At 61.8% G+C, this 23,762-nt stretch carries 22 protein-coding genes; 8 read left to right on the top strand and 14 right to left on the bottom strand.

The features are described 5' to 3' along the window. Positions 1–14: 14 nt before the first annotated feature. Positions 15–545 (bottom strand): bacterioferritin, encoded by a 531-nt coding sequence (locus CQ002_RS12055; RefSeq protein ID WP_034105637.1) that lies wholly within the window; start codon positions 543–545, stop codon positions 15–17. Positions 546–716: 171 nt separating this feature from the next. Here CQ002_RS12055 and CQ002_RS12050 point away from each other — a divergent pair, with 171 nt between their 5' ends. Further along, a complete protein-coding gene (locus tag CQ002_RS12050; protein WP_034105635.1) occupies positions 717–1,607 on the top strand; it encodes a triacylglycerol lipase in 891 nt (296 codons plus the stop codon). A gap of 113 nt (positions 1,608–1,720) precedes the next feature. Here CQ002_RS12050 and CQ002_RS12045 read toward each other — a convergent pair whose 3' ends face one another. After that, entirely contained in the window at positions 1,721–2,608 is an 888-nt protein-coding gene (locus CQ002_RS12045; RefSeq protein ID WP_034105633.1) for a DMT family transporter, read from the bottom strand. 97 nt (positions 2,609–2,705) lie between these two features. Between CQ002_RS12045 and CQ002_RS12040 the strand changes: the two genes are divergently transcribed. The 5 genes from CQ002_RS12040 (at position 2,706) to CQ002_RS12020 (ending at position 6,346) form a co-directional block, all read left to right on the top strand. Beyond that, on the top strand, positions 2,706–3,494 hold the full coding sequence (locus CQ002_RS12040; protein WP_034106009.1) for a helix-turn-helix transcriptional regulator: 789 nt from the start codon (positions 2,706–2,708) through the stop codon (positions 3,492–3,494). A 71-nt stretch (positions 3,495–3,565) separates the two neighbouring features. After that, on the top strand, positions 3,566–3,865 hold the full coding sequence (locus CQ002_RS12035) for a PsiF family protein (protein WP_017849707.1): 300 nt from the start codon (positions 3,566–3,568) through the stop codon (positions 3,863–3,865). 205 nt (positions 3,866–4,070) lie between these two features. Beyond that, complete coding sequence (locus CQ002_RS12030) at positions 4,071–5,084, top strand: AI-2E family transporter (RefSeq protein ID WP_034105630.1); 1,014 nt, start codon at positions 4,071–4,073, stop codon at positions 5,082–5,084. Positions 5,085–5,144: 60 nt separating this feature from the next. Continuing rightward, positions 5,145–5,723 (top strand): hypothetical protein, encoded by a 579-nt coding sequence (locus tag CQ002_RS12025; RefSeq protein WP_034105628.1) that lies wholly within the window; start codon positions 5,145–5,147, stop codon positions 5,721–5,723. Between the two features lie 23 nt (positions 5,724–5,746). Then, positions 5,747–6,346, top strand: coding sequence for a hypothetical protein (locus tag CQ002_RS12020; protein WP_069021491.1), 600 nt, complete (start codon positions 5,747–5,749; stop codon positions 6,344–6,346). Positions 6,347–6,407: 61 nt separating this feature from the next. Here the strand turns inward: CQ002_RS12020 and CQ002_RS12015 are convergent, their stop codons facing one another. Then, complete coding sequence (locus CQ002_RS12015; RefSeq protein WP_034105624.1) at positions 6,408–7,676, bottom strand: Hsp70 family protein; 1,269 nt, start codon at positions 7,674–7,676, stop codon at positions 6,408–6,410. Between the two features lie 238 nt (positions 7,677–7,914). Between CQ002_RS12015 and CQ002_RS12010 the strand changes: the two genes are divergently transcribed. Next, positions 7,915–8,853, top strand: a complete 939-nt coding sequence (locus CQ002_RS12010; RefSeq protein WP_034105623.1) for a DnaJ C-terminal domain-containing protein — start codon at positions 7,915–7,917, stop codon at positions 8,851–8,853. Positions 8,854–8,908: 55 nt separating this feature from the next. Here CQ002_RS12010 and ureC read toward each other — a convergent pair whose 3' ends face one another. From ureC to urtA, 11 genes are all read right to left on the bottom strand, one after another. After that, a complete protein-coding gene (gene ureC, locus CQ002_RS12005; protein WP_034105621.1) occupies positions 8,909–10,609 on the bottom strand; it encodes an urease subunit alpha in 1,701 nt (566 codons plus the stop codon). A gap of 112 nt (positions 10,610–10,721) precedes the next feature. Continuing rightward, the gene (locus tag CQ002_RS12000) at positions 10,722–11,027 is read right to left on the bottom strand and encodes an urease subunit beta (protein WP_012721964.1); all 306 of its coding nucleotides are present in this window, start codon (positions 11,025–11,027) and stop codon (positions 10,722–10,724) included. Further along, a complete protein-coding gene (locus CQ002_RS11995; protein WP_069021489.1) occupies positions 11,024–11,557 on the bottom strand; it encodes a GNAT family N-acetyltransferase in 534 nt (177 codons plus the stop codon). Before CQ002_RS11995 ends, CQ002_RS12000 begins: the two co-directional genes overlap by 4 nt. Positions 11,558–11,561: 4 nt before the next feature. After that, positions 11,562–12,074: a GNAT family N-acetyltransferase gene (locus CQ002_RS11990; protein ID WP_034105617.1), complete on the bottom strand. Its 513-nt coding sequence runs from the start codon at positions 12,072–12,074 to the stop codon at positions 11,562–11,564. A 9-nt stretch (positions 12,075–12,083) separates the two neighbouring features. After that, on the bottom strand, positions 12,084–12,386 hold the full coding sequence (ureA, locus tag CQ002_RS11985) for an urease subunit gamma (RefSeq protein WP_003171437.1): 303 nt from the start codon (positions 12,384–12,386) through the stop codon (positions 12,084–12,086). Positions 12,387–12,389: 3 nt separating this feature from the next. Continuing rightward, on the bottom strand, positions 12,390–13,229 hold the full coding sequence (locus tag CQ002_RS11980) for an urease accessory protein UreD (RefSeq protein ID WP_034105616.1): 840 nt from the start codon (positions 13,227–13,229) through the stop codon (positions 12,390–12,392). A gap of 30 nt (positions 13,230–13,259) precedes the next feature. Continuing rightward, on the bottom strand, positions 13,260–13,958 hold the full coding sequence (urtE, locus tag CQ002_RS11975) for an urea ABC transporter ATP-binding subunit UrtE (protein WP_027607728.1): 699 nt from the start codon (positions 13,956–13,958) through the stop codon (positions 13,260–13,262). A gap of 140 nt (positions 13,959–14,098) precedes the next feature. Continuing rightward, positions 14,099–14,932 (bottom strand): urea ABC transporter ATP-binding protein UrtD, encoded by an 834-nt coding sequence (urtD, locus tag CQ002_RS11970; RefSeq protein ID WP_177431169.1) that lies wholly within the window; start codon positions 14,930–14,932, stop codon positions 14,099–14,101. Further along, positions 14,929–15,996 (bottom strand): urea ABC transporter permease subunit UrtC, encoded by a 1,068-nt coding sequence (gene urtC / locus CQ002_RS11965; protein ID WP_034105610.1) that lies wholly within the window; start codon positions 15,994–15,996, stop codon positions 14,929–14,931. Before urtC ends, urtD begins: the two co-directional genes overlap by 4 nt. After that, positions 15,996–17,498 carry an urea ABC transporter permease subunit UrtB gene (gene urtB, locus CQ002_RS11960; RefSeq protein ID WP_034105608.1) on the bottom strand — a complete coding sequence of 501 codons (1,503 nt, stop codon included), beginning with the start codon at positions 17,496–17,498 and terminating at the stop codon, positions 15,996–15,998. Before urtB ends, urtC begins: the two co-directional genes overlap by 1 nt. 141 nt (positions 17,499–17,639) lie before the next feature. Then, positions 17,640–18,905: an urea ABC transporter substrate-binding protein gene (gene urtA, locus CQ002_RS11955; RefSeq protein WP_025857306.1), complete on the bottom strand. Its 1,266-nt coding sequence runs from the start codon at positions 18,903–18,905 to the stop codon at positions 17,640–17,642. A 259-nt stretch (positions 18,906–19,164) separates the two neighbouring features. On the opposite strand from urtA, the gene CQ002_RS11950 reads away from it, so the two are divergent. Continuing rightward, positions 19,165–23,754 carry a DUF4329 domain-containing protein gene (locus CQ002_RS11950; protein ID WP_105161579.1) on the top strand — a complete coding sequence of 1,530 codons (4,590 nt, stop codon included), beginning with the start codon at positions 19,165–19,167 and terminating at the stop codon, positions 23,752–23,754. Positions 23,755–23,762 lie beyond the last annotated feature (8 nt).

Genomic DNA, 23,762 nt, shown 5'->3' with positions numbered 1-23,762 from the left:
TGCGTGTAGCAGGCTTACAGGCTTTCTAGAATGTCGGCCATATCGTCGGCATGCTCTTCTTCCTGGGCCAGGATTTCTTCGAAGAGGCGGCGAGTGGTCGGGTCTTTGTCACCGATGTACTGAATGATTTCGCGGTAGCTGTCCACCGCAATGCGCTCGGCCACCAGGTCTTCGTAAACCATCTCCTTCAACGAGTTGCCTGCCACGTACTGAGCGTGGGAGTTCTTCGACAGCAGGTCCGGGTTGAACTCCGGCTCACCGCCCAATTGCACGATACGCTCGGCGAGTTTGTCGGCGTGTTCGGCTTCCTGGGTGGCGTGCTCCAGGAATTCCTCGGCGGCGATCTGCGCCTTGACGCCGCTGGCCATGAAGTAGTGGCGCTTGTAGCGCAGTACGCAGACCAGTTCGGTGGCCAGCGAGGCGTTAAGCAGGCGAATGATCTCTTCGCGGTCGGCATCGTAGCCTTCGGTCACTGCACCGTTTTCGACGTTCTGGCGGGCGCGGCTGCGCAGGGTCGCAACGTCAGTTAAGTTTGCTTCAGTCATCTCAATCTCCTGGGGCTAATCCGGTTTTGCGCCACGCTCTGCCGGCGTGATCGCTCCTAGTTGTGAGTCCCGGGCAGCGCAAAAAGTTTTATCGGATTTTCCAGCGGCGTCATGAGCCGGACTTGAGGCTGGGCTAGGCTTTAGGGATCAGATTGAGAGGATGCCCGGTTCATGCCGCAGTCGTTGGTCACGCGTTACCCCCTGGTTTTAGTGCCCGGCATGCTCGGTTTCGTGCGCCTGGGAGTGTTCCCGTACTGGTATGGCATCGTCCCGGCGCTGCGGGCGGGTGGGGCACAGGTGTTTCCCGTGCAGGTGGCGCCACTGGACTCCAGTGAGGTGCGGGGGGAGCAATTGCTGGTGCAGATCGAACGCATTCGCCGCGAAACCGGGGCCGACAAGGTCAACTTGATCGGTCATAGCCAGGGCGCGCTCACCGCGCGGTATGCGGCGGCCAAGCGCCCGGACTGGGTGGCGTCGGTGACCTCGGTGGCCGGGCCGAACCATGGGTCCGAACTGGCCGACCATATACACCTGCATTACCCCGTCGACGGTGCCAAGGGCCGGATCATGAGCGCGCTGTTTCATCTGGTCGCCTGGGTCATGGGCGTGATGGAAACCGGTTATCGCGGGCCGCGCTTCAAGGCGGATTTGCAGGCATCCCACCATTCGCTGACCAGCGCCGGTGTGGCGCTGTTCAATCAGCACTATCCACAGGGTTTGCCGCAGACATGGGGCGGGCACGGCGCGGAAGTGGTCAACGGCGTGCGCTATTACTCGTGGTCCGGCACCTTGCAGCCGGGCATCACCGACCGTGGCCGCAACCTCTTCGACGGCACGAATCGCAGCTGCCGCGTGTTCGCCCGCCGCTTCGTGCGGGAAAAGGGCCAGTGCGACGGCATGGTCGGGCGCTACAGCTCACACCTGGGGGTGGTGATTGGCGATGACTACGCCCTGGATCACTTCGATATCGTCAACCAGTCCATGGGCCTGGTGGGCAAGGGGGCCGAGCCGATCAGGCTGTTTGTCGAGCATGCGCAGCGGCTAAAGGCTGCCGGGGTGTAGTCGGGAGGCCGCGTTATCGTTTTTCGCAGGCAACCCAGCTCCCACAGTTGACCGAGTTCGTCCTGACGGCTGGGTCCCCTGTGGGAGTCGGGCTTGCCCGCGATGGCGGTTGTTCAGGCGACGCTGGCTTTCCGACTAAATGGGGTGGTCCAGCGCTCCGACAAGACCACCCCGCCCAAGGTCAGGAGGCCGCCCACCAGGTGATACAGCGCCAGTTTTTCCTTCAACACCACGGCAGCAATCAGCGCGGTGATCAGTGGCAGCAGGTTGAAAAACAACGTGGTGCGGCTCGGGCCCAAGGTCTTTACCGAATGCATCCACGCCAGCGGCGCCAACATCGAAGCCAGCAGGCACGCATACAGCACCAGCGGGACGTTGGCCCAGCCCAGGCCAGCCTTCGCCGAGAACAGGAACAGCGGAAACAGCACCACCACGGCCACCAGCACCTGCAAGTACAGCAGCACCAGCGGCGGCAGGCGCAACTGCCATTTTTTCAGCAAGGTGCTGTAGACCGCATACGCCAGGGTCGCGACCAGCATCATGCCGTCACCCAGGTTGACCCCATGTTGCAGCAGCGCGCCGAGGCTGCCGGCCGACACCACCACGACCACGCCGGCGAACGACAGCACCGCGCCGGTCAGGGCACCGTAGGTCAGGCGCTGGCCGAGGCTGATGATGGCCGCCGTCAACGCCATCAACGGCATCAGCGACAGGATGATGCCCATGTTGGTGGCGCTGGTCAGTGTCGCGGCGTAGTACGCCAGGCTCTGGTAGACCGCCATGCCCAGCACGCCGAGGATGAACACCTTGCCCAGGTTCGGGCGGATCAACGCCCAGTTGGCGATCACCGGCTTGATCATGAACGGCGTGAACAGCAGCGCCGCCAGCAGCCAGCGGTAAAAGCCGATCTCCGCCGGGAAGATCGAGCCCACGGCCAGCTTGTTGACGACGGTGTTGCCGGCCCAGATAAAAATGGCCAGCAAGGGATAAGCGTATTGCATCGAAAGTAACCAGATGTGTTGATGAGGCAGGATTATCCATTGTCTGGATCGAAGCTTATACTGCGATCCAGACAAACGACCTTTGTATCCAGACAACATGGCCAAGCACAACGTACGCCTTGCGGATTTCCCCCGGCTGCCGAGCCCGGTGTATTTTCGCTACTCGGATTTCGCACCGGACACCGAGTGCACGCCGCACCAGCATTGCTGGGGCTCACTGGATTACTCAGCCAGCGGCGTGATGCGCATGGAAGTGGCCGGCAACCGCTTCATGTCACCGCCGCAATACGCGGTGTGGGTGCCGCCCCATACCGAGCACAGCTCCTACAATGCCGAGGCGATCGTCTACCACTCGGTCGGGTTGGCGCCGGAACTCTGCGAGCAACTGCCGCAGCGGCCTTGCACGCTGGCCATCAGCGACATCCTCAAGGCCATTCTCAGCGATTTCGCCCAGCGCGACGTGAACAGGCCGCAGACCGAGCCTGATATTCGCCTGGCCCAGGTGCTGGTGGACCAACTGAGGCAGGCGCCGATCCACGAGTGCTTCCTCCCCTACGCCCGTCACCCGGGCCTGCTCGGTGTGCTGGAGGGCATGCAGGCCGACCCCGGCGACAACCGTCCGCTGGCGCACTGGGCCGAGCAGGTGCATGTGAGCGAACGCACCCTGGCGCGCCAGTTTGTCCGGGAATTGGGCATGAGCTTCGGAGAATGGCGCCAGCGCCTGCGCTACCTGGCGGCCATCGAAGCCCTCGACAGCGAGCGCAGCGTGCAACATGTGGCGTTCGACCTGGGCTACAGCACCGCCTCGGCGTTCATTGCCATGTTCCAGCGTCAAGCGGGCTGTACCCCCGAGCAGTACCGTCGAACACATATCCGTGGTCGATGAAGATGTAACAAGCTTTGACTACACTGCTGGGTAGGCCGTGCCCCCCGGTACGGTAACAGGGAGAAAACTCCATGAAGATGCTGCGCATTCCGCTGTTGATGATGGGCCTGCTGTTGTGTTCCCAAGGTTTTGCCGCCACCGCCCAGCAAAACAAAATGACCACCTGCAATGCCGAAGCCACTACCAAGACGCTCAAGGGGGACGAGCGCAAGGCCTTCATGAAGACCTGCCTGTCGGCCCCGGCGGCCAATGACGCCAAGACCCTGACACCCCAGCAGCAGAAAATGAAGGATTGCAATGCGTCAGCGAAAACCAAGGCGCTGACCGGTGATGCGCGCAAAACCTTCATGAGCACCTGCCTGAAAGGTTAACCACGAATTCACGGGCACTGAAGATCAAATGTGGGAGCCGGCTTGCCTGCCAATGCATCACCTCGGTTTGACTGATACACCGGGGCGCCTGCATTGCAGGCACGCCAGGTCCCCCACTTGATCGTATTAGCACCCTGGCCTCTCGCTTGATTCCCTCAAGGCTGGCAGACTGCCCATCCTTTAACGCCGTTCGTTTTGAGGCTGTATGCCAACGTTTTCTCAACGTCACGTGATATTGCTGGCCAGCTACATCATCATTTTCGGCGGGTTGCTGCTGGTACTGCCGCTGAAATTGCTGCCCAGCCTGCTGGCCGGCTTGTTGGTCTTTGAACTGGTCAACATGCTCACCCCCCAACTGCAGCGATTGATCGAAGGCCGGCGTGCGCGTTGGCTGGCGGTGGCGTTGCTCGGCACCCTGATCGTCAGCGTGCTGACCCTGATCTTTGCCGGTGCCATCAGCTTCCTGTTGCACGAAGCGGAAAACCCCGGGGCGTCCCTCGACAAATTCATGGGCGTGGTCGACCGCGCGCGCGGCCAATTGCCGCCGTTCCTCGACGCCTACCTGCCCGCCAGCGCCGCGGAGTTTCGCGTGGCCATCGGCGACTGGCTGAGCAAGCACCTGAGCGAACTGCAGCTTGTGGGTAAGGATGCTGCCCACATGTTCGTCACTTTGCTGATCGGCATGGTGCTCGGTGCGATCATCGCCCTGCAGCGCGTGCCCGACCTGACCAAACGCAAGCCCCTGGCCGCCGCGCTGTTCGACCGCTTGCACCTGCTGGTCCAGGCGTTTCGAAACATCGTCTTCGCGCAAATCAAGATCGCCGCGCTCAATACCGCCTTCACTGCCATATTCCTTGCCGTGGTGCTGCCGCTGTGTGGCATTCACCTGCCGCTGACCAAAACCCTGATCGTGCTGACCTTCCTGCTCGGCTTGCTGCCGGTCATCGGCAACCTGATGTCCAACACCCTGATCACCATCGTCGCGCTGTCGTTGTCGATCTGGGTCGCAGTGGCGGCGCTGGGTTACCTGATTGTGATCCACAAGGTCGAGTACTTCCTCAACGCGCGGATCGTCGGCGGGCAGATCAGTGCCAAGTCGTGGGAATTGCTGCTGGCGATGCTGGTGTTTGAAGCCGCCTTCGGCTTGCCGGGCGTGGTGGCGGGGCCGATTTACTATGCGTACCTGAAAAGCGAGTTGAAGCTCGGCGGGATGGTTTGACGCAATAACTGAAGTGCTGTTGCTTCGTGGACTTTAAAGGGACTTAGAGGGATACAAGCTGTGAGCGACAATATCTATGCTCCGCCAACGGCAGAGTTGTCTGAGGCGGTAAAGCCCGCTGCCGAGTTTTATGTCATTTCCCAGAAAAAGCTGCTGATTCTGAGCCTGCTCAGTTTTGGGCTGTACACCTATGTCTGGGCGTATAAAAACTGGAGCCTGTACAAGAAAGCCAACCAAGCCGATATCTTGCCGTTGGCGCGTGCGTTCTTTTTTATCTTCTTTGTGCACAAGCTTTACCGCCTTGCCTACCGGCGGGTGGTCGAGAGCGGCCGAAAATTCGATTTCGATTTTGAGCAATGGGCGACGGTGTTTGTGGTGGTGACTGTGGGCGCCAACGTGTTCGACGCCGTGGCTGCGCGCGTCGAGGCGTTGTTTGCCTATAAAAGCCTGACGCTCCTGGCGCTGCCTCTTTGTGCCTACATCCTTCAACAATCCCAGGCCCTGATCAATTTTGCCGCCGGCGACCCGGAAGGTCAGAGCAACGCTCGGTTCAATCCGTGGAACTACTTGGTGATCGTGCCCGGTATTGTCATGTGGGGCCTGACATTTCTTGGGCTGTGGGCGATCTATTTTCGCTAGCCCCCCGCAAAAAGGACTGCTCCATGAACAAGGAATTAAGCGTCGTACTCCTCGCCATCGGCTTTTCGGCACTGGTCGGCTGTTCCGCAGCCGGTGTCGTGGCCAGTTCCGATCCCCAGCAAAAGTTGGCTGACGCCGACGCGTTACTGGATCAGGGGCGGCCACTGCCGGCCGAGCGCTTGATTGCCGAGGCCGTGCAACGGTGCACGGCGGCCGGGGATCAGTTGTGCCTGGCGGACGCTTATCGCGGGTATGGATTGTTTTTCATGTCGTCGGCGTTGGCCAGCCAGAAGGACCGCTATACGACCCAGGGCTTTCGTGACACCACGGCGACCTACGAACAGCGCTACGTGAAAGCCAATGAGTACCTGGAGAAGTCTCGGGCGATCTATGCCCATGCCGGGCGGTTTGAGGTGGTGACCAATCTCAATTTGAACCGAGGCTTTGCCTACGAGATGGCGGGGGATAAGTCGGCGGCTTGCCAGGCCTATGTTGATAGCCTGGCGGCAAGTCGGGAGAACGCGCGGCTTAAGCCGGGCGCCGTGATCCAGGTGCCGGCCAAGTACGGGACATTTGAGCAGTACATCGGCGTGCAAAAAGCGCGGGTGGGGTGTGGCGTTTAGCGTCTTGGGGCGAACTGAGTCTTTGTGGTGAGCGGGGTAAGCCCACTCACCACTCGACAGATCAGTTTCCGTAACGCTTGCTGGCCTCAATCGCCAAGCCGCTGCCGATACTGCCAAAGATATTGCCTTCCACATGCCGCGCGTTCGGCAACATCGCCGAGATGCTGTGGCGCAGTGCCGGAATGCCGCTGGAGCCGCCGGTAAAGAACACCGTATCGACCTGCGCCACGCTCACCGACGCATCGTTGAGCAACTGCGTGACGCTATTGCGCACGCGCTCCAGCAAGCCATCGATGGCTGATTCGAACAACGCCCGGCTCAGTTCCACGCTCAAGCCCGGTTCAACCCGGTCCAGCAGCACGTGGCGGCTGTCTTCGTGGGTCAGTTGGATCTTGGTTTCTTCTACTTCCATCGCCAGCCAGTGGCCCGCGCGCTGTTCGATCAACTTGAACAGGCGGTCGATGCCACCGGTGTCTTCGATGTCGTAGCGCATGCTGCCCAACGCCAGCTGGGATTTCTGCGAGTACACCGAGTTGATGGTGTGCCAGGTGGCGAGGTTCATGTGGTGGCTGGTGGGCATATAGGCGCCGCTTTTCATGCGGCTGCCATAGCCGAACAGCGGCATCATGCCTTGCAGGCTCAGCTGTTTATCGAAGTCGGTACCGCCGATGTGCACGCCGCCGGTGGCGAGGATGTCGCTCTGGCGGTTGTCGTTGTGACGGCGGTCCGGGGACAGGCGCACCAGGGAGAAGTCAGACGTACCCCCGCCGATGTCGACGATCAGTACCAACTCTTCTTTTTCGATGGTGGACTCGTAGTCGAACGCGGCCGCAATCGGCTCGTACTGGAACGAGATGTCCTTGAAGCCGATCTTGCGTGCCACGTCGACCAGGGTGTTCTCGGCTTCCTGGTCGGCCATCGGGTCGTCATCGACGAAGAACACCGGGCGGCCCAGCACCACTTCTTCGAACTCGCGGCCGGCGTTGGCTTCGGCACGGCTCTTGAGTTGGCCGATGAACAGCGCCAGCAAGTCGGTGAAAGGCATCGCGGTGCCCAGCACGCTGGTGTCGTGCTTGATCAACTTGGAACCGAGCAGGCTCTTGAGCGAGCGCATCAGCCGGCCTTCGTAGTTTTCCAGGTATTCGTGCAGGGCCAGGCGACCGTACACCGGGCGGCGCTCCTCGAAGTTGAAGAACACCACCGATGGCAACGTGATCTTGTCGTCCTCCAGCGCGATGAGCGTCTCCTCGCCGGGACGGATCCAGCCGACGGTGGAGTTGGACGTGCCAAAGTCGATGCCGCAGGCACGGGCTGGGGATGGGTTTTTCATGTCTATCGGGTTCCGGTTGAAAAACGGCCGCGCAGTGTATGCCAGTCGAAGGCGGATGCGTAGGCCGACTATCCGCTAAATCGTGCTTGAAAGTTGGGTATTTGCCCCCACATCTGTTGCATACGGCTAGTGCCGATAACACTTTGACGCACCCCCAGGCCACAAGACTCAACAAGTGCAAAGCAGCGCACGTTGTGCCCTGGGCTGTGCGATCTCGATTAAGGATGGTGAACCGCCGATGGATTTCAAAGACTACTACAAGATATTGGGTGTCGAGCCGAGCGCCGATGACAAGGAAATCAAGGCTGCCTACCGCAAGCTCGCACGCAAATATCACCCGGATGTAAGCAAGGAAAAAGACGCCGAAGAGAAGTTCAAGGACGCGTCCGAAGCCTATGAAGCGCTTAAAAGTGCCGATAAGCGTGCTGAATACGACGAACTGCGCAAATACGGCCAGCATGGCCAGCCGTTCCAGGGGCCGCCGGGCTGGCAGAGCCGTGGCGGTTTTGGCGGGGGTGGCGGTGGCGAGGACTTCTCGGACTTCTTCAGCTCGATCTTCGGCTCGCGTGGCGATGCCTTTGGTGGCGGCCAGCGCCGTCCGGCCGGGCGTAAGGGGCAGGATGTGGAGATGCAGCTGTCGGTGTTCCTCGAAGAGACACTGTCCACCGAGTCCAAGCAGATCAGCTTCCAGGTGCCGCAATACGACGCCTCGGGCCGCCACGTCAGCAACACTACCAAGAGCCTGAACGTGAAGATCCCCGCCGGTGTGACCGACGGCGAGCGCATCCGCCTCAAAGGCCAGGGCGCGCCGGGTATTGGCGGTGGAGCCAATGGCGATCTGTACCTGATCATCAAGTTTGCACCGCACCCCAAGTTTGAAGTCGAAGGCGAAAACCTGGTGATCACCCTGCCGCTGGCGCCGTGGGAGTTGGCGTTGGGCGCTGAAATCGCCGTGCCGACGTTGACCGGCAAGATCAACCTCAAGGTGCCAGCCGGCAGCCAGAACGGCCAGCGCATGCGCGCCAAGGGCCATGGTTTGCTGAATAAGGCCGGGCAGCGTGGCTTCCTGTACGTGCAGCTCAAGGCGGTGATGCCACCGGCGGGCGACGATGACGTGAAAGCGTTGTGGCAGGAGCTGGCGCAGAAAGCTGCGTTTAACCCGCGCGAGCAGTTCTGAGGCAAATACTTTCCCTGCGGTGAGGGAGCCACGCTCCCTCGCCACCGGTTTTCAGCTAGAACAGGAAATACCGCTGCGCCATCGGCAACACCTCGGCCGGCTCACACCACAGCAACACACCGTCGGCCTTGACCTGATAGGTCTGTGGGTCAACCTCGATGTCCGGCAGGTAATCGTTGTGGATCAGGTCGGTTTTCTGCACGTTGCGACAGCCCTTTACCACGCCAATCTGTTTCTTCAGGCCCAGCGCTTCCGGCAAGCCTGCGTCCATGGCTGCCTGGCTGATAAAGGTCAGGCTGGTAGCGTGCAGCGAGCTGCCGAAGCTGGCGAACATCGGCCGGTAGTGCACCGGCTGCGGCGTGGGGATCGAAGCGTTCGCGTCGCCCATCAGGCTTGAGGCAATCGCCCCGCCCTTGAGAATCAAGGTAGGTTTTATGCCGAAAAACGCCGGGCGCCACAGCACCAGGTCGGCCCACTTGCCCACTTCGATGGAGCCGACGATGTGACTCACGCCGTGGGTGATCGCCGGGTTGATGGTGTACTTGGCGATGTAGCGTTTGGCGCGGAAGTTGTCGTTGCCAGGGCCATCGCCGGGCAGCGGGCCGCGTTGCTTTTTCATCTTGTCGGCGGTCTGCCAGGTGCGTGTGATCACCTCGCCCACTCGGCCCATGGCCTGGCTATCCGAGCTGATCATCGAGAACGCGCCGAGGTCGTGCAGGATGTCTTCGGCGGCTATGGTCTCGCGGCGGATACGGCTTTCGGCGAAGGCCACGTCTTCGGCAATGCTGGGGTCCAGGTGATGGCAGACCATCAGCATGTCCAGGTGCTCGTCGATGGTGTTGCGCGTGAACGGCCGGGTCGGGTTGGTCGAGCTGGGCAGCACGTTGGGGAAGCCGCAGGCCTTGATGATATCTGGCGCGTGACCGCCCCCTGCACCTTCGGTGTGGTAGGTGTGGATGGTGCGGCCCTTGAGCGCGGCCAGCGTGGTTTCGACAAAGCCGGATTCGTTGAGGGTGTCGCTGTGGATCGCCACCTGCACGTCGTACTGGTCGGCAACGCTCAGGCAGTTATCGATACTCGCCGGTGTGGTGCCCCAGTCCTCATGCAGCTTGAGGCCAATGGCACCGGCCTTGACTTGCTCGATCAGCGGCTCGGGCAGGCTGGCGTTGCCCTTGCCGGTAAAACCGATGTTCATCGGAAAAGAATCGCTGGCCTGGAGCATCCGCGCCAGGTGCCAGGGACCTGAGGTGCAGGTGGTAGCGTTGGTGCCCGTGGCCGGGCCGGTGCCGCCGCCGATCATGGTGGTGACGCCGCTGGTCAGCGCCTCTTCGATCTGCTGCGGGCAGATGAAGTGCACATGGGAGTCGATGCCGCCGGCGGTGAGGATCATGCCTTCGCCGGCAATCACTTCGGTGCTGGCACCGATGGCCATCGTCACGCCGGGTTGGATATCCGGGTTGCCGGCTTTGCCGATCGCGTGGATGCGGCCGTTTTTCAGGCCGACGTCAGCCTTGACGATGCCCCAGTGGTCGATGATCAGCGCGTTGGTAATCAGCGTGTCGACCACTTCATGGGCGAGCAACTGGCTCTGGCCCTGGCCATCGCGGATCACCTTGCCGCCGCCGAATTTCACCTCCTCGCCGTAGACGGTGAAGTCTTTTTCGACCTCGACGAACAACTCGGTGTCGGCCAGGCGGACCTTGTCACCGACGGTGGGGCCGTACATGTCGGCGTAGGCTTGGCGGCTGATTTTCATGTGTGTGAGCCCTGAAAAAGTAAGTTGAATGTGAGATCGCTATCGCGGGCAAGCCCGCTCCCACAGATGGAATGCGTTCCCGTGTGGGAGCGGGCTTTCCCGCGATGAGGCCTTAAAGGTCACCCATGATCCGTCCGGCAAACCCGAACACCCGCCGTCCACCGCTCAAATCCACCAACTCGATTTCACGACTCTGCCCCGGCTCGAAGCGCACCGCCGTCCCCGCTGGAATATTCAGGCGCATGCCACGGCTCGCCGCGCGATCAAAGGTCAGCGCGTCATTGGTCTCGAAAAAATGGTAATGCGAGCCCACCTGGATCGGCCGGTCGCCGCTGTTGGCCACGCTGAGTGTGACGGTGCGGCGACCCACGTTGAGTTCGATGTCGCCAGGCTGGATCTGATATTCACCAGGAATCATGCAGGTTGCCCCAGGGTCTTGAAGTAGATGGCGGTCGGGCTGTAGCGCCCGTCCGGGCTTTGGCAGTAGTCGGGCAACTCACCGATCTTGGTGTAGCGCAGCGACTGGTAGAAGGCCTCGGCCGGGGAGCCGGCTTCGGTGTCCAGGTACAACAGGCCGCGCTTGTGCTGGCGCGCGGCGAGTTCCAGGGTGTTCATCAACTGTTGGCCCAGGCCGTGACGTCGGGCGCTGCTGTGCACCAGCAGCTTTTGCACTTCGGCGCGGTTGAGGCCGTTGGCTTTCTGGCACAGCGCCAGTTGCACGCTGGCAATCACCTGTTCGTCGCGCACCACGACCCACAGCAGCAGGCTGGCGTCTTCGACGCTGGCTTGCACCCCCTTCAGGTAAGCGCGGGCCTGGGCTTCGTCGAAGTCAGCCATGAAGCCGACCGATGCACCGTGCTTCACCGCGTCCAGCAACAGCTCGATCAAGCCCAGGCGGTAGTGGGCAAAACTTTCTGCATTCACTCGACGCAGTTGCGAAGCGCTCATCGACTCACTCCTTGGGCGGTTCGGCGCCCGGGTTCAGGTTCAGTTGCATAAACGTCAGGTCCAGCCAGCGGCCAAACTTGATGCCCACTTGGGGCATCTGGCCGGTGGTAATGAAGCCCAGGCGCTCATGCAGGTGGATCGAAGCGTGGTTGCCGCTTTCGATGGCGGCGACCATCACATGTTTGCCGCCGGTGCGGGCGCGTTCGATCAGCGCCTCCATCAGGCGCGGGCCGAGGCCTTTGCCGCGTTGGTCGTTGCGCACGTACACCGAGTGCTCGACGCTGTAGCGGAAACCTTCGAACGGTCGCCAGTCGCCGAACGAGGCGTAGCCGGTGACTTCACCGTTTTCCACGCAGACCAGGACCGGATAGCCCTGGGCATGCCGCGCACTGAACCAGGCCTGGCGATTGCCCAGGTCCACCGGTTGTTCGTTCCAGATCGCCGTCGTGTTGAGTACCGCGTCGTTGTAGATATCGCGGATCGCCGGCAAATCGTTTTGAGTTGCGTCACGAATCATGGCCGGGCCTCAGGCGATGGGTTGGTGGACGGTGACCAGCTTGGTGCCGTCGGGGAAGGTGGCTTCCACCTGGATGTCCGGGATCATCTCCGGGATGCCTTCCATCACCTGTTCACGGCTGAGCAGGGTGGTGCCGTAGTGCATCAGGTCAGCGACCGTGCGGCCATCGCGGGCCCCTTCCATCAGTGCGGCGGAGATGTAGGCGATGGTTTCCGGGTAGTTGAGCTTCACGCCGCGCGCCAGGCGCCGCTCGGCCACCAGGCCTGCAGTGAAGATCAGCAGTTTGTCTTTTTCCCGTGGGGTCAGATCCATGGTTCAGGTGCTCCAGATTCGCGGTGAAACGGCTTCACGGCCCAGCACCGCCGGGCGCAGCAACCGCCATAAATCAATCAACCATGCCCGCGCCAGCAGCGCTTCGCTGGCCAGGCAGCGCGCGACCAGCAGGCCAGGCAGTTGAGTCAGGTCGCCGCGCACCGCGTGGGGCAGGGCACGGCAGGTTTCGAGTAATTCAGGGGCGATGTCGGCGGTCAGCAGCAACGTCGCAAACACCGGCTGACCGTCCAGGCCTATGGGCGAGTCCAGCAAGCCGTCGGCGCCGACAATGCGTTGGCGCTCGTGCCAGAGCAACTGGCCGTCGCGGCGAATGTCCAGGTGTGACTGAAAGTGGCCGAGGTCGAAACGTTCAGCGCTGGCCGGGCGACCCAGGGCGACCACATCCCAGTAGAACAGCCGCGCATCGCCTTGCAGCGCGATGCGCGTAGTGAGCTCGGCCTGGGCGGCACTGAATACGATGGTTTCCTGGGGCAGCCATTCCAGGGTGGCGCCGGCTTCCACGGTGAGGTCCACCTGCTGAAAGGCGGGGCCGCTGGCGCGATACCATTTGGCCGCGCCGGGGCTGGTCAATTGCGCCCAGGCACCCGCGCCGACATGGGCGCTGATGTCCAGGCGATCACCACCGGCAATCCCGCCGGGCGGGTGCACGATAATGTGCTGGCACACCTCGGGGCCTTCGGCGTACAGGTGCTTTTGCACCCGCAGCGGGCCAAGGTGGCGGCGCATCACCGGGCGCGTGGTGTCACCGAAACGCGCATAGCCGAGTTCCAGCTCGGCGTGCCAGCTGGGGGTGAACAAGGCGGGGGGAACGGGCAGGTTCATGGCGTGTGCTTATCGTTAGGAGGCTACAGATTAGATGGTTACGAGACCACGCACACCTTCACTTTCCATATTTTCACCTCGGCCTTGCTGCACGATTTCACCACGGGACATCACCAGGTATTGGTCGGCCAACTCGGCCGCGAAGTCGTAGAACTGCTCCACCAGCAGGATCGCCATATCACCGCGTGCCGCGAGTTTCTTGATCACCGCGCCGATCTCCTTGATGACCGAGGGCTGGATGCCTTCGGTGGGCTCGTCGAGGATCAGCAGGCGCGGGCGGCTGGCCAGCGCACGACCAATCGCCAGTTGCTGTTGCTGGCCGCCGGACAAATCGCCGCCACGCCGGTGTTTCATTTGCAGCAACACCGGGAACAGTTCGTAGATGAAGGCGGGCACTTCCTTGGCCTCGGAACCCGGAAAGCGCGAAAGCCCCATCAACAGGTTTTCTTCCACCGTCAGCCGTCCAAAAATCTCCCGGCCCTGCGGCACATAGGCAATCCCCGCATGCACACGCTGGTGCGGCTTGAACCCGGTGATCGCCTTGCCTTCCCAATTCACCGCGCCCTCTTTGGCCGGCAGCAGGCCCATCAGGCATTTGAGCAGGGTGGTCTTGCCCACGCCGTTACGGCCGAGCAGGCAGGTGACCTCACCGATCTTCACGTCAAAGGACAGCCCGCGCAGGATATGGCTACCGCCGTAGTACTGGTGCAGCTTGTCGACTTGCAGCATTCTCAAAACCTCCACGATTCCCCTGTGGGAACCGGATCAAATGTGGGCGCTGGCGTGCCGGCGATAGCGCTGTACCCGCTACACCGAGTTGCCTGCATCGCCGGCAAGCCAGTGCCCACATGAAGCAGTCCTTGTCAGGCTCAGCGACCGAGGTAAACCTCGATCACCCGCTCATTTTCCTGCACCTGTTCCAGTGAGCCTTCGGCCAGTACGCTGCCCTGGTGCAACACCGTCACGTGGTCGGCAATCGAACCGACAAACCCCATGTCGTGTTCCACCACCATCAGCGAGTGCTTGCCCGCCAGGCGCTTGAACAGTTCGGCGGTGAACTCGGTTTCGGCGTCGGTCATGCCCGCCACCGGTTCGTCCAGCAGCAACAGTTGCGGGTCCTGCATCAGCAGCATGCCGATCTCCAGGAACTGCTTCTGGCCGTGGGACAGCAGGCCTGCCTGGAGATGCTCCGAGGCGGTGAGGCGGATGGTATCGAGCACTTCATCGATTCGGTCCTTCTGCTCGCCGCTCAAGCGTGCGCGCAGGCTGGCCCACACCGACTTGTCGGTCTTCTGCGCCAGCTCCAGGTTTTCGAACACGCTCAAGGCTTCGAACACCGTGGGTTTCTGGAATTTGCGGCCGATGCCAGCCTGGGCGATCTGCACTTCGCTCATGCTGGTCAGGTCCAGGGTTTCGCCGAACCAGGCCTTGCCGTGACTGGGCCGGGTCTTGCCGGTGATCACGTCCATCAAGGTGGTCTTGCCCGCGCCATTGGGGCCGATGATGCAACGCAGTTCGCCGACGCCGATGTAGAGGTTCAGGTTGTTGAGGGCCTTGAAACCATCGAAGCTGACGCTGATGTCTTCCAGGGTCAGGATGGTGCCGTGGCGAGTATTCAGGCCCTTGCCCGCGGCTTGGCCAATGCCGATCGCATCACGGCCGCTGCCTGCATCGAAAATAGGTTCAAGCATGACGTTCCTCATTTCTTCAGCAGGCCGATGACGCCCTTGGGCAGGTACAGGGTGACGATGATGAACAGCGCCCCGAGGAAGAACAGCCAGTATTCCGGGAAGGCCACGGTGAACCAGCTCTTCATGCCATTGACCACACCAGCGCCCAGCAGCGGGCCGATCAGCGTGCCGCGCCCACCCAGGGCGACCCATACGGCGGCCTCGATGGAGTTGGTCGGCGACATTTCGCTGGGGTTGATAATGCCCACCTGCGGCACATACAACGCTCCCGCCAGCCCGCACAACACGGCGCTCAAGACCCAAACGAAGAGCTTGAAGCCACGCGGGTCGTAGCCGCAGAACATCAGGCGGTTCTCGGCATCACGCAGCGCCGTGAGCACGCGGCCGAACTTGCTTTGCGCCAGGCGCCAGCCGATGTAGAGGCTGGCGACCAGCAACAGCACCGTGGCCACGAACAACACCGCGCGCGTGCCCGGCTCGGTAATGCCAAAGCCCAGGATGCTGCGAAAATTGGTGAAACCGTTATTGCCGCCGAATCCGGTCTCGTTGCGGAAAAACAACAGCATCCCCGCAAACGTCAGGGCCTGGGTCATGATCGAGAAATACACGCCCTTGATCCGCGAGCGGAAGGCGAAGAACCCAAACACCAACGCCAGCAGACCTGGCGCCAATACCACCAGGCACAGGGCCCAGAGGAAGTGGTCGGTGCCCACCCAGTACCACGGCAGTTCGGTCCACGACAGGAATGTCATGAACGCTGGCAGTTCATCCCCCGAGGCCTGGCGCATCAGGTACATGCCCATCGCATAGCCCCCGAGGGCGAAGAACAGGCCGTGGCCTAGGGACAACATCCCGGCGTAGCCCCACACCAGGTCCAGTGCCAGGGCGACGATGGCGTAGCAGAGGATCTTGCCCACCAGCGTCAGGGTGTAGGCCGATACATGAAAGGTGTTTTCCGGCGGCAGCAGCGACAGCAACGGCAGCGCCAGCAACACGACAAGGATCAGCGCGCCGACGGCAATCGTCACCTTGGGGCCGGCCTTTTGCGCGGCCGTGAGCATCAATGGCTGGTTCATCAGTCGATCACCCGTCCTTTCAGTGCGAAGAGTCCCTGCGGGCGTTTCTGGATAAACAGAATGATCAGCGCGAGGATCAGGATCTTGCCGAGCACGGCGCCGATCTGGGGCTCCAGGATCTTGTTGGCGATACCCAGCCCGAAGGCGGCCATGACGCTACCGGCCAACTGGCCGACGCCGCCGAGTACCACCACCAGGAACGAGTCGATGATGTAGCTCTGGCCCAGGTCCGGGCCGACGTTGCCGATCTGGCTCAACGCCACGCCGCCAAGGCCAGCGATGCCTGAGCCGAGGCCGAACGCGAGCATGTCCACGCGGCCGGTAGGCACGCCGCAGCAGGCGGCCATGTTGCGGTTCTGGGTGACCGCGCGCACGTTGAGGCCCAGGCGCGTCTTGTTCAGCAGCAGCCAGGTCAGCACCACCACGAACAGTGCGAAGGCGATGATGACAATGCGGTTGTAGGGCAGTACCAGGTTGGGCAGCACCTGGATGCCGCCGGACAGCCAGGCGGGGTTGGACACCTCGACGTTCTGCGCGCCGAACACCAGGCGCACCAACTGGATCAGCATCAGGCTGATGCCCCAGGTGGCGAGCAGGGTCTCCAGCGGCCGGCCGTACAGGTGACGAATCACGGTACGCTCCAGGGCCATGCCGATGGCGGCGGTGACAAAAAATGCCACCGGCAGCGCGATCAGCGGGTAGAACTCGATGGCCGCGGGCACGTAGCGCTGCATCAGCAGTTGCACCACGTAGGTGGAGTACGCGCCGAGCATCAGCATCTCGCCGTGGGCCATGTTGATCACGCCGAGCAGGCCGAAAGTGATCGCCAGGCCCAGGGCTGCGAGCAGCAGGATCGACCCAAGGGACATGCCGCTGAACGCCTGGCCGAGGACCTCGCCGACCATCAATTTGCGTTTGACCTGGGCCAGGCTTGTCTCGGCGGCGGTGTGCACGGCAGCGTCGGTTTCGACGCCGGGCGCGAGCAGGGCTTCTAGGCGCGTGCGGGCCAGCGGGTCGCCGGTGCTGCCGAGCAAACGCACGGCGGCCAGGCGCACCACCGGATCGTTATCGACCAGCTGCAGGTTGGCCAGGGCCAGGCTGAGGGCGGTGTGCACGTCCTCGTTGGTCTCGGCGGCGACCCGCTGGTCGAGGAATGCGAGCTGCGCAGGTTGGGCGGTTTTTTGCAGGGTCTGCGCGGCGGCCAGGCGTACCTTGGGGTCGGCGGCGAGCAGTTGCTGGCTGGCCTGCACGTTGTCGATCAGGCCACGCAGACGGTTGTTCAAGCGTACGGTCTTGGTCTCACCGTTGACGGTGAGTTGGCCTTGTTGCAGGGCGTCTACCAGCTCGATGCGCGCCGGGTCGGGCTGGGCAGCCCAGTCTTGCAGGAGCTTGGCTTGTTGGGTCGGGTTGGCAGACAGGAAGTCTTCGGCGTCGCTGGCGTGTGCGGCGAAAGGCAGCAACAGCAGCGTAGCCAGGATGAAGCGGTAGAAGGCAGTGGGCATATTCGTGGGCCTTGCTCGAACTAATGTGGGAGCTGGCTTGCCTGCGATAGCGGTGCATCAGACACACCGAGTCGTCTGCATCGCAGGCAAGCCAGCTCCCACAGGGTGTGTGTCGGCACTCAAGTGCCGACACCCCTCGGATCAGTTGCTCTTCACGGCATAGTCCGGCTTCTTGTCATTGCCAGGAATGTACGGGCTCCATGGCTGGGCGCGGATCGGCTCTTGGGTCTGCCACACCACCGAGAACTGCCCGTCGGCCTGGATCTCGCCGATCATCACCGGCTTGTGCAGGTGGTGGTTGGTCTTGTCCATGGTCAGGGTGAAGCCCGACGGTGCAGCGAAGGTCTGGCCGGCCAGTGCTTCGCGCACTTTGTCGACGTCGGTGGACTTGGCTTTTTCCGCCGCCTGGGCCCACATATGGATGCCCACGTAGGTGGCTTCCATCGGGTCGTTGGTCACGGCTTTATCCGCGCCCGGCAGGTTGTGTTTCTTGGCGTAGGCTTTCCAGTCCGCGACGAACTTCTGGTTCACCGGGTTCTCCACCGACTGGAAGTAGTTCCAGGCCGCGAGGTTGCCCACCAACGGCTTGGTGTCGATGCCGCGCAATTCTTCTTCACCCACCGAGAACGCCACCACCGGTACGTCGGTGGCTTTCAGTCCCTGGTTGGCCAGCTCCTTGTAGAACGGCACGTTGGAGTCGCCGTTCACGGTGGAGATCACTGCAGTCTTGCCGCCCGCGGAGAACTTCTTGATGTTGGCAACGATGGTCTGGTAGTCGGCGTGGCCGAACGGGGTATAGACCTCTTCGATGTCTTTGTCCGCGACGCCTTTGGAGTGCAGGAACGAACGCAGGATCTTGTTGGTGGTGCGCGGGTACACATAGTCGGTGCCGAGCAGGAAGAAGCGCTTGGCACTGCCGCCTTCTTCGCTCATCAGGTATTCCACCGCCGGGATCGCCTGCTGGTTCGGCGCTGCACCGGTATAGAACACGTTAGGTGACATCTCTTCGCCTTCGTATTGCACCGGGTAGAACAGCAGGCCGTTGAGCTCTTCGAACACCGGCAGCACCGATTTACGCGACACCGAGGTCCAGCAGCCGAACACGACTGCGACCTTGTCCTGGGTCAGCAACTGGCGGCCTTTTTCAGCGAACAGCGGCCAGTTCGATGCGGGGTCAACCACCACCGGCTCAAGCATCTTGCCGTTCACACCGCCTTTGGCGTTGATCTCGTCGATGGTCATCAGCGCCATGTCTTTGAGCGAGGTCTCGGAGATCGCCATGGTCCCGGACAACGAGTGCAGGATGCCGACCTTGATGGTCTCGGCGGCCTGCACGGTCCAGGTCAGACCCATGGCGGCAATGGATGCCGAGAGAGTGAAAGCCTTGATCAAGCTGCGACGCTTCATGGTGCGGTCTCCAGGAACTCGATGTTGTTATGTGGGCGTTGCACTGGCTTTTGCAAAGGCTGTGCCGAGGTGCGCGGCGGCGCTTGTCTGCGGTGCAGGCGGGGGGCTGGCGTAAACGGTTGCGCACCAGATCGGCGCGTTGACGGGGCGTCGGTGCATCGGCTGCGCTGAAGTGGTGCCTGGCCGACAACTATCTAGCGCCCGTGCGTGCCGGGTTGACGTGACAGTAGGCATTCCCCACTTTTCCAGGAGTCCCTGTATGTCTCGCACGCCACGAGCCGCTAACGCCACGCCCATCCTGCCGGCCTTGAGCCCGCCCTTTATCACCGCCGACGATGCTGCCCGTTGGGCTCACGACCAAATCGATCACCCCGTGGCTGACAAGGAATACGGCGGGGCTATTCTCAAACAGGGCAATCGCTACTTTGCTACGACGCCCCTTGCAGACCAACAGGTCTCGTTCGATCATCGAATCCTGCTGGCGACCGACGCCGACGATAATTTCATCGCCCCCGGTGGCTATATCTGCGAGGCGCTCTACCATTCGCACCCGCTGAACACGGCCCAGGTGAAAGCCCACAACCCAGGCATGAGCGATGAGCAGGCTTCGGTATTCGTCAGCTTTTTTTCCCCCGCCGACCTGAGTTTCATCATTGAGCACCGGCGTTCGGTGAAGGCCCATTATTTGTGCGGCCCAGAGGGCTCCTTGCTCAAGTACACGAGCAGTGGCTCGGCGCTGGAGAGCCTGCTTAGAAAACGCATTCTCGGCGAAGAGCCATTTGCGCCTTCCTCCGATTTCGAATCATTGATCTGGCAGGCCGTGCAGGCCGGTGACTTGCGGGTGGTGGTGGCCAACGCTCACTGGGGGGGCGTGCGCGGTCGGGTCAAGCAAGGCTGGCGCATCAATACGGCCGTCGCTCAGGTGACAGAGGAGCAGCCGTTCTTCACACAGATCTTCGAGCAGGCTGATGCGGCGGTGCTGGCGGCGCGGGCGTTGTTCCCGGCAGGCGCGGCCCAGGGTTTTGTGCTCAAGCACACGCGGGACGAAAGCTATGTGGCGACCTACCCCGAAGCGCTGAGCGCGCCGTTGTTCTCTCCAGTGGCACGGTTCCCTACGCGCGCCGACGGCCAGTTACGGCTGCCGTCGAATGTTAGGCTGGAGGCGATCTACTACCGCTCCTCGCCCGCGGCCCTCGACCTGCCTGCGCACGAACCCTGGCTGTATTCCACATTCTTTACGCCGACTGAAGTGGCGGCGGCCATCGCTCAAGCCAGGACCACCGCGTCACTGCAGGACAAGGCCCGTGGACTCCGCTTGTACCTGCAGGCATCGGATGGTGCGTTGCTCGAACTTGATGTGCCGGGCGCCACGACCGCCCTGGCCAGTGAGCCCGCGGCGGGCACCATTGAGGATAATGGCGCCCAGGCCGCACTGCTGGCCGGTACCCTGAGCCCGCGCAACTATGTGCGCCGGGTCATCGCCTCGACGAGCGTGTCGGTGGTGGAGGCGGGCTTGCTGTGGCGAGACGTCGGCCCGGTGGATGAGCGTTCGACGGTGTTGGGCGGTCCCTCGCGGGCAGTATTGAGTCGTTTCTTCATTTCTGCCCACGACGCGGCCGTTTATGCCCACGAGCAAATTGGCCGCAAGCGCCAGCATGCCTACGGCGGGTACGTGCTCAAGGACGACGAAGGAGGCTTCTTGATCACCGAGCCGCAGGCGAGCAACGCCAACCCGTTCGCCCATCTGCTGTTCATGCCTGCAGATGGAAAGGGCCCGTCGATTCCGCCCGAGCCATACCAGATACATGCGCGCTACGGTTCTCACGTGGCCTTGTCGATGGTTGACCCGAGTTGGGTCGAGCAGCGGCGCTGGACGCGGGAAGAGGCAGAAATCAATCTGCAGGTGTTCTCTGCCGAGGAAATCCATGACGTGATCCTGCACAAGCGCCCGGCTTATTTGTCGGGGAGCGAAGACTGTCTACTGGTCTACACACCGAGCGAGTCCGATTCGCAGACGCGGCTTTTGCGCCTCACCGCGCCGCAGGCGGGTGGCAGTGAGGCGCAGAAGCAACTGGGCAGCGGGCAGAGGAAGCCAGCGCAGTGGGTGGTCAGGTTGGCCGAGGCCGGTGACTTGCAGGTTATCCAGGGTAATCCACTGTGGGGGCCGCGCTCGCCAATCTATACCGATTGGACACCCAACTTTGACTACGCGCCGAGGTTTGGGCCGCCCAACTATGTCACCTACGGCGCCGTGTACTACAGTGCCGATGACGCCGCCCGCGACCTTCATGCTCGGGTTCATGGACGCAACCTTGCTGAGCAGGCGTACTTCGGTTTTATTCTCCGGCACAAGGACAAGCCGCATTACCTCGCCACCGAAGTAGTGGGCGTTGATGAACGCAACGCTCTGTTCAGCCTGAGCAGTTTGTTCGAAGCGACGGATGACCGTGATTATCGTTTTCCTGCGGGGTTCGTGCCCTGTGGGCTGTTCCGTTCACAGCAATGGCAGCCCATGGGGCTGGCGACGCAAAGCGCCTGGTTAACCCGCTATTTCGTGCGGCCTGCGTTGCTATATGGCGCGATTTACGACAGCAAGCGTGGCGGTGACAAATACGCTAACGGCAAGTACCTCCCGGTTTATTTTTCAACTGAAGACGGCGCTCTATTGAGGTATGTATCGCTGCCTTACAACGTGGAAAGCGGCGGCCCGCTGGACAGGCTGTTGGCAGCCGATGATGAGGCAGTGGTGTCCGGTAAAAAGACGCCGCAGACCTTTGTCGGTGAGTGCGCCAACCGGGGCGGGCTCTATGTCGTGCGTACCAGCCAGTGCTGGGACAAGCAAGGGGGTGTGCCGCGTACCTGGTCCGGCTACGAGCGCCCTACCCGGCGACGCCTCAGCCCGGTGTTTGCCAACCCGGACGATGCGGCGCGCTACGTCGCTGCGATAGTGGGCAAGGGGCGTCAACGGGCCTACGGCGGTGTGGTGCTCAGGATGACCGATGACAGGTTCGTGGCGACTCTGCCGCTGGTGGTGCCTCCTCGAGGCTTTACCATTGACTGGATTTACCCCAATTCGGTGATTGCGCGGGGGTTATACCCGCAGGGGGCCACGATCGTCGCGCGTTATCGTTCGGTGGTCGGGCATGAAGTACGGATGCTGTTGTCGGCCACTCAAAAAGCGATCTACCAAAGCATGCTGCCCACCGGAGTAATGGCGAGCCTGTTGCAGCGCGAGGTCAACATTTTGCGTGAATACCTGATCGGGCCCCAAGGCTCGGTCCTGAGTTACCAACTGACGGGCTCTACGGACGAGGAGGCGCTCAAGCAGAAACTGCAGCCGTTGGATTCGCGCAAGGGCGACCTTTGGGACAATGACATCGAGCGCCAGTTACGCAACGGAACCCTGCTCCCCGGTGACTTTGTCACGCAGGTGGCCAAGGCCGGTAATCTGCAGGTGGTCCAAGGCAATTCACTGTGGGGGGACGCGCGCGCCCTGCGTGGACCCTTCGTTGCGAACATGGTGTCGCCGGCACCTCTGGAGATCAATCAGGTGTTTGCCGATGCGCCGTGCAGCCCTCTTTTTACCCAAGCCTACGATGCTGTGCGTCATGCACAGCTGCGCTCATCGCCACAGGCGCAGGTGCAATTCGGTTATGTGCTCAAGTCCGTAAAAAAGACGCTGTACATGACGACCTTGCCGTTGGTACGTGCCAATTATTCCGACTTCAGGCAGGTCTTTCTCGATGGCCAGTTGCCTCAGGGCTATACGTTGGCGGCCTTGTACTTGTGCGCCTCCACGCAGGCGGTTGCGCCCACGCGCGATAGCATGGCGGCCAGCTTCTTCGCGCCCGGGGCATTGGCCAATGGTGTCGCGTTTGTCAGCAACCTGGCCAAAAACGGCGTTCTGCCGCTTTACCTGCTGTGTGCCGACGGTGCCCTGCTCAGGTATTCATTCAGGAAAGACGGGCCTGAGGCCCTGTATGCGTTGATCTCCCAGGCCTCTGTCGCCGAACGGCAATTGCTGGAAGGCACCTTGCGTGTCGTCGACTATGTGCGCGGGCTCGCGACCCAGGGCGAGTTGTATGTGCGCGTGAGGAGCACGGTGTGGGGAAGGGAACAAGTCGTGACTGCGCAATGGTTGCCCCATGCTGCTGCCTGGCCGGTGGAAGACAACCCGCACTTTCTTTCCTTTTGCGGGCCGCTGTTCAGTCATGCCGATGATGCCGCGCTGTGGGCCGGCGCGCTGTTGGCCGGCTACAAGGGCCGTGAATACCTCGGGGCGGTGTTGGCCGCTCCGGGTAATGTGGGATTTGTGTCACTGGACCCTGTGGAAGACCACCACGCCTGGTTGCAGGACACGATTGCGCAACTATTTCAGTTTGAGCATTTCGGCTTCGACATCAAACCTGACCATCCCCTGTTCCTCTACACCATTCACGCGGTCCAGGCTTTTTACAAAGTCATCGCCTCGACCATTAGCTCGCGGCCACTGGACCGAGCGCTACTGGAAAATTTTGTATCGAGGGACGATTTGAGCCTGTATCAGGACATTGTGAAAATCAACCGCCCGACCGCCCAGAGTGTGTACTTGACCTGTCGAGGCGGCGCGTTGCTCAAGTATGTGCCCAGTTTCTCGGCAGAGGAGGTACGACTGCTGAGTATCGGCCCTGTGCTTACGCCCAGCGTGCTGGTCAGCCGCTTGCGGGAGAACGGCCAATTGTCTGTGCTGCAAATCGATGCCTTCTGGACGCGCCTGGGGCTACTGGGTAACGAGTGGGAACTCAAGGATGTGCAGGCCGCACCCGATCCGCAGGCCGTACAGTACGGTCGAGACAAGGACGAACTGTAATCTGCTGG

It is taken from the genome of Pseudomonas sp. MYb13 (genome assembly GCF_002980075.1).
Taxonomy (GTDB): Bacteria; Pseudomonadota; Gammaproteobacteria; order Pseudomonadales; family Pseudomonadaceae; genus Aquipseudomonas; species Aquipseudomonas lurida.
Note: the sequence above shows the minus strand (reverse complement) of the source record. Positions and strands in the feature narration are given on the sequence as shown.